This is a genomic window from Eilatimonas milleporae (assembly GCF_003688555.1).
Taxonomy (GTDB): Bacteria; Pseudomonadota; Alphaproteobacteria; order Sphingomonadales; family Kordiimonadaceae; genus Eilatimonas; species Eilatimonas milleporae.
Map to the genome: position 1 here is coordinate 61,755 of NZ_REFR01000002.1, position 13,578 is coordinate 75,332.

Genomic DNA, 13,578 nt, shown 5'->3' on the forward strand with positions numbered 1-13,578 from the left:
GCGCCCTACGGTTCCTGATCGCCGTCCTCAACGGCCTTGGCCGCGTCACTATTGTCGCTGCTATCGCCCTCGGCCGTAGGCCCGCCATTCCCGTCGGAAGGGGTCGGCCCGTCTGTATTTTCAAGCGGGTCACGATCCGCCTTGTCCGCCCGTTTGGAGGATGACTTCAGGCCGGCGGTCTCCAGCAACTGCCACAGCATGGTCTGTATTTCCGCCGGGGACCGTCCGTTCTGCGGGCGGCTCAGGTCTTTTGCGAAAGTTTCCTGGCGCATATACATCAGCACCAGATGCTCCGCACGCTCACGGGTGCCCTGGGTGAAATACTCGTCCGCCATCAGTTGCAGCAGACGCAGCACCTTGTCCACAGGCCCGATAGCGGCCTGATGGATGCGTTCCAGAATCCGTGTATTTTCCAGAATGGCGCGGCACAGGCTGTCCAGTTTTTCCGAAATCTGCCGCTGATGCATTTCCGTCAGGCCCGATTGAAGGACGGCTTTCTGCAATTGGGCAAGGCGCGGCATCGCTTTGATGGGTGAGGTGTTCAGGCCCAGAAGGGCGGATTCATAATCCGGCCGTGTCAGGATGGGCAAAATCGAGTTGGCCACCATGCGTTTGTTGGACAGCCCCGGTGTGACGGCTTCCAGCTTCAGCAGGAAAAACAGTTTGTCGAACGGATCGGCATGCTCGTCCAGGGCCGCACCGACGGACTGGCTGTTGACCATGCGGCTGGCACGGGCTTCAAGCTTCTGGTCTAGAATATCCAGCGTTCCTTCATCGATGCCGAGTGTGCCCAGACGGGCCCGCAGAACGGCCAGCGCCTGCAATTCGCTGTACAGGCCACGGTCGTTGATTGCCTGTGTGGCATCGATTTCGACGGCCAGCCGCTTCAGTAATTTCTTGCGTGTCTGCGGCATCAGCCCCGTTTGGACGGCGGCATTGACGGACAGCGCATCCTCCGTGACCTGGGACCTGGCAGCCGGGTCTTCCCGCAGGTTTTCCAGGTCGCCGGCGTACAGATGGACAATCAGATTGAGAAATACGCCGCGGTCGCCCGGTTCGTTGAACAGTTGCAGGACAACGCCGTCGAAAAGGAAATATTCACTGACCAGCTGGTCCAGACAGTCCGTGACCCATTGCGGCCGGTCGCCGCTCACGAACACCAGAATCCGGCCAAACTTGTCATACAGTGTCTGTGTGGGTCTGAGATATTCGCTTAAGGACGCCAGCAGTAGAAAGCTTCGGTTCTGCTTGCCTTCCAGTGCCAGTGTGACCGGTTTCAGCCTGCCCAGTTCCAGTTTTGGCACTGTCGGCTCGGCGGCTTTCAAAAGGTCGGCGGCCGTGTCGACCAGCTTGGTGATTTTGCGCATTCGTTCCTGGATGGAATCCTGCGTATCCTCGAAGGCGACGGCCGTGCGCTGTACCGCGTTTTGCAGAAGTGTGCCTTTATTGTACAGGCGGTAATAATGTTCCAGGCTGTGCAGCAGTTCCGTCGGCGTTATGGCCCATTCCCGCAGGCTGGATGACAACAGTTCCCAGATCGAGCGGCGCCCGTCCCCGCCGTAAAGGTCATTTGTCGTCAGGCATGGGGAAATTGCTTCGCCGGGATCGTGCCGCGATTTTTTGCGCTGCGCCCCACGGGAAAAAATCTCGACAGAGGAAAACTCCTGCTTTGCGCGGTCAAAGGTTTCCTTGACGATGCGCAGGCCGGTCTGGCCACCACCCTTCCAAAGATTTTCCGCCGTGGCGACGGCCTCCTGGCGGCTGTCCTTGATGGCCAGGATGGTCCAGCCGCTTCCCCGGCGGGCATGAATCTCATAGTGCACGGACTTTTCGATCGACACGTGCGGCTTCCCCATTGACTGACCGCGATGATCCGGCTGTGCCGGGTACGGATGGCCTGAAGCGTTCAGGACCATATCCGGCGCCCCGCGGGTTTCCGCCAGGATGCAATATCCTGTCTAGCAAAAACCTTACCAAAGGGTTTCCGGATGCCCGGCCGGGGTGTATCTGAAAGACCCCCATACATATTCCCTATGCTTGTCATTTGTATGCGGGCGCGCATGAGGATGTCCAGATGCTGTCCACCCTGTTTCCAAAACCCCTGGCCAAGGACGGGCGGTTGCTTGCCTATGGGCTGTTGCTGACGTTTTCATCCAGTTTCGGGCAAACCTATTTCATCGGTGTCTACCGCCCCGACATCCTGATGGATTACGGGCTGAGCGAAAGCGATTTCGGCCTGCTGTATCTGGTTGTAACCCTGGGAAGCGCGTTGGGGGTCAATCTCATGGGGCATCTCATCGACCGGATCGACCTCAGACATTATACGGCGGCACTTGTTCTGGCTCTCAGCCTGTCGGCTGCTTTCGTCGGTCTTGCGGGATCATTTTATTATCTCGTGGCGGCTCTGACATTAGTGCGGCTGTTCGGTCAGGGCATGATGGTCCATGCCGCGATGACCACCATGACCCGGTATTTCGAGGCCGGACGCGGTACGGCCGTGGCTGTGGCCGGCCTGGGCATGCCGGTGGCCCAGTCCATGCTGCCGGCGGCGGCTGTCTGGCTTATGGGATCGATGGCGTGGCAGGATACCTGGCTGGTGCTCGCCCTCGGTCTTTTGGGCGTGGCCCTGCCGTTTCTGCTGTGGCTGCTGGCCGGTCACGATCAGCGGCACAAGGCATGGGCGGACCATGCGGACGCCCTGGAACGACAGGCGGACAGCGCATTACAGGGCCTGCCGTCCGCCACAGGGGCCTGGCGCCGGCGTCATGTTCTCAGGGATTGGCGGTTTTATCTTATCCTGCCGGCCATTGTATCGATTCCCTTCTGGATGACGGCCATGTTCTTTTTCGCTGAAAGACTGGCGGTTGAGAAGGGGTGGACCTTTCAGGCATATACGGGCCTGTACTGGACCCATGCGGCCGGGGCTTCGGTCGTGCCGTTTGTCGCGGGCGTTCTGGTTGACCGCTTTGGCGGTCTGAAACTGCTGGCCTTGTATCCGCCGGTGTTGGCACTGGGACTGGCCTTTGTCGCCGTTGGGCAGTCCGCCCCCGCCATTGTGACCTATATGATGCTGACGGGCGTGGCGCTTGGCCTTTCCCTGCCGGTGAACAATGCTCTGTGGGCGGAGCTTTACGGGACCCGCCATTTGGGTGAAATCAAGTCATTGACCGTGTCCATCATTGTGGTCTCGACCGCGCTCGCGCCATGGATCATCGGCGCGGCACTGGATCGGGGCGTCCCGGTTGAGGCGCTGTTCTGGCTGGGTGTGGGGCACGCACTGATATCCGTGCCGTTGCTGCTGCCGGTTCTGCGCAGGCCTGTTCTGCCGCCGCCGCAGATATAGAGTGGATCGAGGCGCATCGCGCTGCTCAGGTCACAAGGCCCTGATCGCGCAGAAATGTCACGCTTTCGGCAATGGATTGTTCCAGGGGTATTTCGCGGTAGCCAAGTTCATCGACGGCTTTGGCACTGCTGGCATCGATGGACTCGCAGGCGAAATAGGCCTCTTCCGGTGTCATTAAGGGCTTCTTGCCTGTTACGGCTCCAACAGGTGCCAGAAATCGCGCCATGCCCTTCAGCAGCCATGCAGGCGTTTCCTTTGCCGTAACGGGTGTATTCAAGGTACGTCCGGCCACGGCTATAAAATCGGTGAAGCGTGCATTGGGGCCACCCAGAATGTAGCGTTCGCCCCGCCGCCCCCGATCAACAGCGGCCAGCATGGCCTCGGCAACGGTGCGGCCATTGGCGAAATTGCCCCCGCCTGGCGGAATACCCGGCAGACTGCCGTCCGCCACAAGCCGAATCAGCCGCGCCCAATTGTGGGTGTCATAACGGCCGACAATATGGGTCGGATTGACAATGACGGCATCCAGCCGGCCTTCTTGTACCGCCGCGCGCACGCACGCTTCCCCAGCTGCCTTGGTTTTGACATAGCTGACGCGGCTGCCGGTGCCGCGTGTCTCGCTTTCCTCGGTGATGATCCCGTGGTGTATGCCGAACACCGCGATGGAAGAGACGTGGATCAGGCGGCCGGCCTTTTTCGCGGTGGCGGCCTCGATGACGGCCTGTGTCCCCTGTACATTGATCGCATGCTGCCGGACCCTGTGCCGTGCCCATGTACTGGTGTCGGCAGCAGTGTGAAAGACCGCGTCCGTCCCCTTTGGCATTCCGCCACGCACACTCTCCGGGTCCGTCAAATCCCCTTGGGTCAGGCGAACCTTTGTGCCAAACAGAGCCTCCGCCGCTGCCGGGTCTCGGACCATGGCGGTGATTTGCCACCCGGCTTCGCCGAGAACATCCACCAGGTGTCTGCCCAGAAAACCCGTTGCTCCGGTGACAAATGCGTGCGGCACGACTATTCTCCTGCGGCATATATTGCGCTGAATTTGAAATCAGCATGTTTGCCGGCAGAACACAATGCCCGAACGCCAAGGCCTCAGAGGACTTTGTTTACGATGTGCAGTCACATTTTCATGCGGGTTTTTGCCGTTTCAACCCTGTGGATGTTTTTCTCTGCCGCGACTTTGCCGGTTGTGAACGCGCTGGAGGCAGTGCCATACGACCAGACGGTCGAAACCGTAGAGACGTCGCTTCCAAGCGGTGTGGACAGAATGATGCGGGCGGCTCTTGCCAGCGGTGACCCGGATCAATTCGATGCCGTGGTTGCCGCCGCCAAGGCTGCCTGGCCCGATGCCTCCGACGCAATTGCCGATCATGCCGCCGCCCTTGTGGCGGCCATGGCGCGGATGGGAGACGTGGACGAACTGGGGGACCCGAAAATTGCTACCTATGAGATGACGGACCCCCAGTCTCTCGTGGAGCCGGAACCCGTGGAAGAACCGGCGCCGGCACCCGGTTTGCTCAATTTCAAGGCATGGAACCCCGAACTGGAGGTCGGCGCCGGCACCAGCTCAGGCGATACGAATGAACAGGCCCTCAATCTTGGCTTCCGGATGAACCGCCTGCTGGGAAAGGGGTGGGAGCAACGCTTTCAGTTGACGATCGATTTTGCGCGCCGGGCTGATGTGACGACCCGGGAACGTTTTGTCTTTGACCATCAGACGAACTGGCGGGTGGTTCCGCGTTTTTTCGTCACCAATTTCGGCCAGCTTGAAGTGGACCGGTTTTCCGGTTTTGATTACCGCCTCGTCGAGACCTTCGGTGTCGGCTATGACCTTCTTGCCCGTGAAGGTCACAAACTGACCATCGAGGCCGGGCCGGGTGTGCGTTTTGTCGGTCTGGACACGGATGAAGCCGACCCTGATCCTGATGCGCCCGGTACCGAATTCCTCGGCCGTCTTGCCAGCAATTATGAATTGACCCTCTCGGAAGGCTGGACTTTGACCAATCGTGCCAACGCCATTTTCGGAACGCAGAATATTACGCTGGAAAACCTTGCCGCGTTGAATGCCACCGTCAATGCGCGCCTGAAGGCGCGGCTCAGTTTCCAGATCAACTATGACAGCAATGCACCGGTCGGTACATCCGCGACGGATACGGCGACACGGGCATCGATCGCCTATTCATTCTAGGGACTTCAACAGCCTGTCAGGTGCAGGAATACCTCGCGCCGGTGGTGTCCGTCGCGGTGCTCGAAAATATAAAGCCCCTGCCATGTTCCGAGAACCATCCGGCCGTCCGTCACGGGTATTCCAAGCGATGTGTCGCTGAGTGCGGCCCTGATATGGGCCGGCATGTCATCGGGGCCCTCGGCATCATGGCGGTAAAGGGTCTTCCCACGCGGCGCCAGGCGGTCAAAGGCGTCCATCAGGTCGCGCTGCACGTCCGGATCGGCATTTTCCTGAATGGTCAGCGAGGCGCTGGTATGGCGGATGAATACCGTCAAGAGGCCGTCTTTAAGACCGGTTTCCATCAGCCATGCGGCAACCGGTGCGGTGATCTCCACCAGGGATGGCCCGTTTGTTTTGATATGGAGCCGGTGTTGCGCCTGATGCAACATGGCGCGTCGTCATTCCCGGATCGGTATTGTCTGAACGGCGGGATCCGATTTCGGGCGTGCCACGTCGATATGCAACAGGCCGTTTTCCAGAAAGGCGTCTGTCACCTCCATACCGTCAGCCAACAGAAAACGGCGCATGAACTGTCTTTTGGCGATACCCCGATGCAGAAAGGTCTGGGTGTCCGCGCGGGTGTCTTCCTGGCGGCCGCGTACGATCAGTTGGCGGTTTTCCAGTGTCACCGCCAGATCTGTCCGGCTGAAACCGGCAACCGCCAGCGATATGCGCACCGTCCCTTTGCCGTGCTGTTCGATATTGTAGGGCGGATACCCTTCGCCCGAGGATTTGGCGACACTTTCGACGAGATGTTCCATATCCTCAAAACCAAGCAGGAACGGGCTGTTGAAGATTGACAGACGTGACATCGGACCTTCTCCGGACAGAGTGCCTGCATACCGCTGTCTTCATGCAGGCGTAAGGCGGCTGCGCCGGAGTGTGCGACAGAATTTCCGTTCCGGCAACCGCGCTCATACTGTCATGAAAATCGTCTTAGTTTTCAGTGTCCGGCCGACTGTCTTCCCGACTGTCTTCTGTGCCGCTTTCACCCGGTTCCGGTACGCGGATCCAGCAGGGCGTCCCCCGGATGGTGAGCGCGTCGCACAGGGTTTTGGCGTCGCTGTACCGCCGCAGCGGTCCGGCATTCAGACGAAAATAATGGCCGCTTGGCCCTGTCTGCCCCTGACGCGGTGGCAGCGTCACTTCCGACCGGCGCGGGGGAATATCGGCCAGCAGGTCCCGATTGGCATCAAGCAGTATGGTCCAGCCGCGCATCAGGGCCGGAATTGTCCGATAGGCACCGATCTGAAGGGCATATCCGTCCGGGCCAAGCAGCGGCGGCACGTCCCGCGGATCAAGCCCGGCTTTTCGCGCTGCGTCTTCGGCGGCCCTGTCGCTGAGAGTGCGGTCATTGATCTCCGGGGCCGTGACCGGTTTGCCGGTGACGCCGGTATCAGGCCCGGAGGGTGTTTGTGAACCGGGGGATGTTTTTGAAAGCGCAGAGCTTTCACGGACATTTTCAGTCACGATGCGCGCGGCGGTTTCCGATTGTTCGGGCGTATCGGTCAGACGCAGATTGGCGGTTTCCTCTCGGGTCTCGGCCGGCTGGATAAGGCCGCTGATCAGGGCCCGCACCCGTGCCGATCCGTCAAGCGGTCGCAGCATCTGATAGAATTCCAGCGTTTTCTGCGAGTCTTCGCCCCCGAAATCAACCCGCGTTATACGGGTCGCGGCTGCCGGCCGGTTGGCCATCATATAGGCAAAGGCAAGGTTTTGACGATCGCGCGGCCCCGCGCCTGCGGCGACCATCGGTTCCAGAATGGCGATGGCTTCGTCCGTCCGGTCGAAGGCGGCAAGCACAAGGGCCTTGTTTGATTGTGCCGACGGGTCCTGTCCGAACAGGGGTAATGCGCTATTCACCTCCCCCCGTGCCGCCAGGGCAATCGCCAGCCCTGTGGCGGCGCCGAAACGGTCCTGTGTATCGGTGGTGCGCGCCATGACCTGATTGTAGGCGCCGACGGCATCTTCGATACGGCCAAGGGCCAGCCAGTTCCGGCCAAGAAGGGCCCAGGCCCTGGTGATGTCGTCGGCGGTATATCGGGGTACGAAATCCTTCGACGGTTCCTCGGGCGGGACATAGGCGGTGACCGGTAACAGCTGCCGTACCGCTTCCTGATGCGCGCCTACGGTGCTCAGCGCACTGGCAAGAGGCACGCGTGCGCCCTGTTCATCCTGGTCGACCAGGCGCCGGTAAAGCGGAATGGCGGCCATGGGGTGTCCATTGGCCAGCAGCCTGTCGGCCACGGCCCGCGCAGCCGCGGTATCTCCCGGTTCCGTACCGCCATCGCGAACCGGTGTCCTGCCCGGCACGGCCGACCCCGGTCCCGTGGTGGTGCCTGCGCAGGCCGCAAGTACAAGAACACAAAGAACCACCACGCTTCCCGGCCTGACGGAAAGACCCGTTTTTTTATTCGATGCCCTCAGCATGGCTGTCCATAATGCCACATTTGACAGATGTCATATTGCCCGATCATTCTATTTTTTGCGACACTAGGCCGTAGACATGAAAGAATATTTAAAATGTTTGGGCGCATTTTAACGAATAAATCATTGGGAATGAATGATTTTGCCGCTTTCGGACTGCTGGCGGCCATATCGGTTTCCGGTGTGTTCTCTCCTGCCTGGGCCCTGTATCGGGACGTACCGGATCAGGACGCACCGGACGCGGCGACGGCGGCCCCCGCCACGGTGGTGGAGGCCGCGCTTGCCCGTATCCGTGAGGGGGATGTCAATGGCGGCATCCGCGCCCTGCGCGAGGCTGGCGAAGCCGGCGACCCCGACGGGTTTTTCCATTTGGGGGAAATTCACCGACTGGGCGTCGGGCGTCAGGCGTCACCCGCCATTGCCACCATGTTTTACCGGTTTGCCGCCGGTATGGGGCATGGCCGTGCCAGTTTGTCGCTGGCCAACATGCTGTTTTTCGACATGCCGGGTGAGGTAGGCGGTAGGGGGGAAGCGCTGGCCATTTGGCGCCGGCACGCGTTACAGGGTGAGACCGAGGCGCTCTACATGCTTGGCATTCTTTACTGGAACGGCGATGTAGGCGACACGCCGGACCCCATACGCGGCTACGGTCTGGTGCGCCGTGCGGCAGACGCGGGATACGGTGATGCGGTCGAGGCAGAGCTGGCCATGCGTCAGCAATTGTCGGCCGAGGCCCGCGAGACAGGCCTGACCTATGCCGAAGGTTTGACCGAAAGCAGTTTTGACGGCGAAATTCTCGCGCCCCATCTTTTACTGGCGAAGGATAGTGCGTCTCCAGAGACTGCGGGCCTTGAAGAGCCCGACGACTGGTCAACCATCTGGCGGGTTGAGGTCGGCCTTGCCATGAACCGTGTGGAAGCCGACAGGCTGGAAAAACTCATCCTGTCGGAAATGGCCGATGCCGTTACCGGTCTGTACAGCACCGTTCAGGAAGTGCCATCGCGCCCCGGCATGTACCGGCTTGTTTTCGGACCTGTCCCTTCAATGCAGGAAGCCGTTTCCCGCTGCATTCTTTTGAAACGCAAGGGACATGACTGTTTTGCCAAACCGCCCGGCTAGCATCAGGGATTCAATAAAAAAGCTCCACCCGGTTTGGTGGAGCTTTACGATGGTCGGGTGGGGTCCGAGGGACAATCATCGAACCCGAGGCAAAAGTAATTTTATGGAAATGGTGGAGCCGAGGGGAAACTGGCTTTCGTCACCATTTATTTAATAAAATCAATGCTTAACGCCGAACGCTACAGCACTGTGTGTACCACCTGTGTGGTCCCTTGAAAAGCCCAAGTCTTCTTAGCTGATGTCAGGCACATAAATCTCCGCAGTGGGATCAACTTTCAGTAGCGTGGCAACAGGTCGGCACAGTGCGGCACGATCAAATCATAGATTGGCTCCCCGTCGATCATGTATGTCACCTACTTGGTTTCCGCTTCTGCATTCGTTGCTTCTTCGGTACGTGGAGCGTACATGCCGTACCTATACGGGACCCTGCAAAACGCCTCACCGATGTCCTCGTCAGGCAGGCCAAGCTCCCTGAAGATGTGAAACCGTGACAACGCACAAAGATAGTACCCAAACCACACCATCTTCTGATAGTCATCAACCTCTAAGGTGACCGCTCGTCCGTGCGATATGGCGTTCCTGAGCTTTACTAGTTCTATTGGATCAGGCGACTCTCTAAACCCGCTATCTAACCAAGCCCTTTGCAGCCGCTCAACGCGCTGTGCCAGAGAGTACCTGTTCGGCGATCTGTGTAGTAAGTCACCGAGCGTCCGCTTGTCCGCTTCCGAGCCATGCTCGGCAACAACTTTTTTGAGTGACTTACGCAGGGCTTTGAGGTCAGAGGACGATCCGCTTCCAAAGACGGTTTGATCAAAGTCTTCTACGCACCCCATAAACTCACTGAACGTGTTTGCCGACAGCTTCTTAGGGTGCTCCATAAGAAGGACCATGTTCATCAGATAGAACAAGGCATCTGGTTGCTCTGCTGCCGCGTTCAGGATGCTGCGAGCATCTAGCGTGCAGTTATGGCGTGTGAACAGTGCGTCATGCCATTCTAAATGCTCCGTCTTGCTTTTGAAGGTGGGACGAAAGAGAAGCTCCGCCACGACAGGTCGATCCTCTTCGTTCCAACTCCGGGTGTGGGTAGTGTGGAGGTGATAGGGGGATTGCGCCATGCGATGGCCCAAGAGAAAGGAAAACAGGATGTTGACGCGCCATATCCGCTTTATGACGGCCTCATAGTTCGCGGCCTCCGAGAACTGAAACCACAGTGAGGTCCGCTGCGTTACCGACGTAACAGCGCCTTCTGTCGCCGGATGCGCATAGCTGTCTATCGTAACCTTAGTTTGGTCGTTCAGCACGAACTCGCTGTGTTCTGGCCTGTCTACGTCTACTGAAACATCTGCTGGCCCTTTGTCGTTAGGAAAACTGAAGTCTGTCTTGACGATCCTTGGCGCGTACCATGAACTGAATGCCGGAAGGTCCATACTGACCCCAGTAAAACAGCGCTCGTTGATGTCGGTCAGGTGGATGTTCTTTAGGATAGCGCTACCGATTATCCGGGCCTTTGAACGCACGACCGGCGTATCCACCCCCATGGATCCACCACCACGCGATTGAACCCAAGGATTTATGATGGTTGTTGGTCGCTGATAGTCCAGATAGCCGGTTATCGTTCCCGTATCGCAGTTTGGGGCTTGGTAGAAGTTCCCACCGTCGGGAAAGGCAATCGCTTCGAGGACAACTCCGTTCTTGATGCTAAAGCTCAGCCGTCCCGGCCATATCCTGTCATCATCATGCCCGTCTCGAACGGCGAACCATTCATCAAAGCTTTCAAGCATGGCGGATATGCCCACCACTCACGGCGCATACTTTGAACTTCTTCATGGATACTCATCCTCGAAGTAGTCATAGCTGGCGTCCGCGTCATACTCCCAAGGCTCTAGCTCAGGCTGCTCGGGCGTGAAGTGTGCGTCTGTCAGATGCCATCCACTAAATGCGTCTACACTGAAGCGATGAGATTGATAAAACTCTACACCTTGGCTTTGCAGTTCGAGATAAAGCCCATCGGGATCATCTACAGTCCCGGCCTTTGAGAACGATGGGGACGTATTCCAGCCATGTCGTGAGACTTCGTATAGAACGATCCATGCGGGGGAGTTGAAGTCCGAGGGCAGATACCGCTGCTTTATCGCAGACATTTCAACTGGGAACAGTTTTTCGTGTTTTCCGTGGATCAACATGAGATCAACTAGATGGTTCGATAGCTCGATGCAGGCGAAGCATACGGACTTGTCCAGCTTGATACGCAGGTAGAGTGCAGCGTACAGGAACCATAGCAAGTTTAGTACATCGTTTCTTCTGGCGGACACCTCGATACCCCATTGGATAAACCTCCTAGTGTCCGTTTCTTTGCCTTGAGCAGAATAGATGCCAAGCAACAAAGGAAGCGTCCATCTCGCCTCATGGGGCGAGGCATATGTCAACCGTTGTAGATACTGCTTTGCCAGTTGATGAGTGTTGTGGTTGGCAAGCCTATACCTGAAGCTCTTAAGTGCATAACCGATGATGTTGATGTTCGGGTATCTCGGCGCGAGCGAGTATATCAACTCAAAGAGGTGCTCAATGAAGGGCTGCCCCTTTTGCGACTTCAGAACATCAAAATGACGCTGGAAGACTGATGGCCCGAACTCAATCCCCGAGCTCACGCCGGTCTTAAAGTCGTTGATCCGCATCTCATACCGATGGACAACTCTTTGGAACAACGACTGGGCTTGTTCCGCTTCATGAGGATAAAACACACCCACTTGGTAGTCGTCTATACTGTGATAAATCTGCGAAGCGGTTAGGCCGGTTCCCTTTGCGCACAGTTCCACGTCAATCCGGGACAGCAGCAGCTCAGATACGATCCGTGAGGTGTCTGGGCCTATGGGAATACCAACAGTCTGACGTTGGTTGCAGTTCCTTACTAGTGTATCAAGCTTATCGCTCCAATGGCCCTTCAACGTACCCTTTGAGTAGCGCAGCTTAGCTTCAGCTTTTCCAAGGACAGCCCAAGGGATTGAGTGGGTATAGATCGACCCATAGAATCGATTTATGTCGAGGTTCAAAACAACAGGATAGCAAGCTGCCAAGTTTTGAAGACGGTCACTCTTCTTGGACAACGTAGAAGACTGGATTGAACGCTCGGATTTATCTTTGGTCGAGAAAGATGGCCTAGCGCCTGATACTTTACTTAGTTTGAAGGTTTTCTGGATGCTTGCCCACTTATTTGCGATAAGCTTGGAGACCAGCATATAGTTGATCGGGTTAATAATCCCAAAGGTACGAAGGTGCCCCCTAAACGTAGCACCGTCATAAAAAGTTGTGCTTCCGGCGTAGTTGTCCGGCTTAGCCTTGTTTGAGGTGCCAATCTTGGCAAGAACACTGTCACTCGCCGCGCTAAAGCTATTCGTTTTGAAGACAGGGGGCAGTTCAGCAGGATAGAACCCGTTATCCAAGAGGGAAGCATAGCGCTTATCAGCTGCTGAAACCAAGATAATACCTCAATGAACTGATCAAGCTCGATTTAGTTCCTCAAAGATATGGTAGACTGACGACCGGCTGATGCCAAGTTGGCGACTGATTTCCGTGGGCGAAACCTTCGCTGCGCGGCGATGTCCTCAAGCGTGTTGTGAAGCGCCGCTTCCTGCGCCTCCGGATCACCGAGAAGCTTAGTCTCGTTGCGCTCGGCGTCCTCCTCAACCTGAGCTAAGTAGACCTCTGATAGTGCAACCAAGTCTTGTTCAGTCGCGACGACAGGCTCGCGGCTATAGGCTGAACGGATGGTTTGGAATGCCTCTTCCAGTTCGTTGCGGAGCGCGAAGTAAGGAGCCTTGGCATCAGCCAGTTTGCGAGCGCTAAGCGACTGGTTGAACTCTTTCTTCACCACCACCGGCTGGCCGCGTTTCACGCTAGTCAGCGCATCTCGCCATTTGTTCAGCCGTGCACTGGGGTTCACGGCAAGTGTCTTCCAGATCGATGGATCACTCTCAATCAGCGCTGCGATGTCCTGTGGTATGCGCATTCGGACGGCATAAACACCGCTCTTTCTTCGTATCAAGCCCAGGTATGCAGACAAGTCTTCCACGCCTCATGTGTAACACTCGGGAAGATTAAGCTGTTTGATTTCAATAGCCTCCTGCAACATCCGTCACTTAGGAGGTGAATGGTGGAGCCGAGGGGAATCGAACCCCTGACCTCTACAATGCCATTGTAGCGCTCTCCCAACTGAGCTACGGCCCCTGAATTCCTAGGCTTTTGCAGGTCCGGCCGGGAACCGACTGCAAGCAGGCGCGGACTATAGGAGCCCGACTTTTCCGGCGCAAGGGTTTTTTGAACCCCCGCGACACTGCTGAAAAAGGCCTGTCCGCCCTGTCCGATTGCGTCTAGGTTGTGGGCTCATAATTTCTGAGCCAAAGGCGTGTTGAAGCGATTGCGATTGCGGCGAGGAAATTTCTTGCGAGCTTGTCGAAGCGGGTTG

General features: G+C 57.5%; 11 protein-coding genes and 1 tRNA gene. 3 read left to right on the forward strand and 9 right to left on the reverse strand.

Annotation, left to right across the window (positions count from 1 at the left end):
• Window positions 1-5 precede the first annotated feature (5 nt).
• Window positions 6-1,841 (reverse strand): hypothetical protein, encoded by a 1,836-nt coding sequence (locus BXY39_RS00670; RefSeq protein WP_147453411.1) that lies wholly within the window; start codon window positions 1,839-1,841, stop codon window positions 6-8.
• Between the two features lie 233 nt (window positions 1,842-2,074).
• Between BXY39_RS00670 and BXY39_RS00675 the strand changes: the two genes are divergently transcribed.
• Window positions 2,075-3,343 carry an MFS transporter gene (locus tag BXY39_RS00675; protein WP_147453412.1) on the forward strand — a complete coding sequence of 423 codons (1,269 nt, stop codon included), beginning with the start codon at window positions 2,075-2,077 and terminating at the stop codon, window positions 3,341-3,343.
• A 25-nt stretch (window positions 3,344-3,368) separates the two neighbouring features.
• Here the strand turns inward: BXY39_RS00675 and BXY39_RS00680 are convergent, their stop codons facing one another.
• Window positions 3,369-4,352, reverse strand: coding sequence for an NAD-dependent epimerase/dehydratase family protein (locus tag BXY39_RS00680; RefSeq protein ID WP_170163519.1), 984 nt, complete (start codon window positions 4,350-4,352; stop codon window positions 3,369-3,371).
• Window positions 4,353-4,454: 102 nt separating this feature from the next.
• Here BXY39_RS00680 and BXY39_RS00685 point away from each other — a divergent pair, with 102 nt between their 5' ends.
• Complete coding sequence (locus BXY39_RS00685; RefSeq protein ID WP_121936928.1) at window positions 4,455-5,531, forward strand: DUF481 domain-containing protein; 1,077 nt, start codon at window positions 4,455-4,457, stop codon at window positions 5,529-5,531.
• Window positions 5,532-5,536: 5 nt separating this feature from the next.
• Here the strand turns inward: BXY39_RS00685 and BXY39_RS00690 are convergent, their stop codons facing one another.
• The 3 genes from BXY39_RS00690 to BXY39_RS00700 form a co-directional block, all read right to left on the reverse strand.
• The gene (locus tag BXY39_RS00690) at window positions 5,537-5,959 is read right to left on the reverse strand and encodes a secondary thiamine-phosphate synthase enzyme YjbQ (RefSeq protein WP_121936929.1); all 423 of its coding nucleotides are present in this window, start codon (window positions 5,957-5,959) and stop codon (window positions 5,537-5,539) included.
• 9 nt (window positions 5,960-5,968) lie between these two features.
• The gene (locus BXY39_RS00695; protein WP_121936930.1) at window positions 5,969-6,382 is read right to left on the reverse strand and encodes an Hsp20 family protein; all 414 of its coding nucleotides are present in this window, start codon (window positions 6,380-6,382) and stop codon (window positions 5,969-5,971) included.
• Between the two features lie 124 nt (window positions 6,383-6,506).
• Complete coding sequence (locus BXY39_RS00700; protein ID WP_170163520.1) at window positions 6,507-7,883, reverse strand: tetratricopeptide repeat protein; 1,377 nt, start codon at window positions 7,881-7,883, stop codon at window positions 6,507-6,509.
• Window positions 7,884-8,129: 246 nt separating this feature from the next.
• Between BXY39_RS00700 and BXY39_RS00705 the strand changes: the two genes are divergently transcribed.
• On the forward strand, window positions 8,130-9,116 hold the full coding sequence (locus tag BXY39_RS00705; protein ID WP_147453413.1) for a tetratricopeptide repeat protein: 987 nt from the start codon (window positions 8,130-8,132) through the stop codon (window positions 9,114-9,116).
• A 353-nt stretch (window positions 9,117-9,469) separates the two neighbouring features.
• On the opposite strand, the gene BXY39_RS00710 is transcribed toward BXY39_RS00705, so the two are convergent.
• The 4 genes from BXY39_RS00710 to BXY39_RS00725 form a co-directional block, all read right to left on the reverse strand.
• On the reverse strand, window positions 9,470-10,897 hold the full coding sequence (locus BXY39_RS00710) for an ApeA N-terminal domain 1-containing protein (protein WP_121936933.1): 1,428 nt from the start codon (window positions 10,895-10,897) through the stop codon (window positions 9,470-9,472).
• 42 nt (window positions 10,898-10,939) lie between these two features.
• Window positions 10,940-12,592 carry an RNA-directed DNA polymerase gene (locus tag BXY39_RS00715; protein WP_147453414.1) on the reverse strand — a complete coding sequence of 551 codons (1,653 nt, stop codon included), beginning with the start codon at window positions 12,590-12,592 and terminating at the stop codon, window positions 10,940-10,942.
• A gap of 21 nt (window positions 12,593-12,613) precedes the next feature.
• Window positions 12,614-12,682 (reverse strand): hypothetical protein, encoded by a 69-nt coding sequence (locus BXY39_RS20095; protein ID WP_121936938.1) that lies wholly within the window; start codon window positions 12,680-12,682, stop codon window positions 12,614-12,616.
• Between the two features lie 582 nt (window positions 12,683-13,264).
• Window positions 13,265-13,340 (reverse strand) — tRNA-Ala (locus BXY39_RS00725).
• Window positions 13,341-13,578 lie beyond the last annotated feature (238 nt).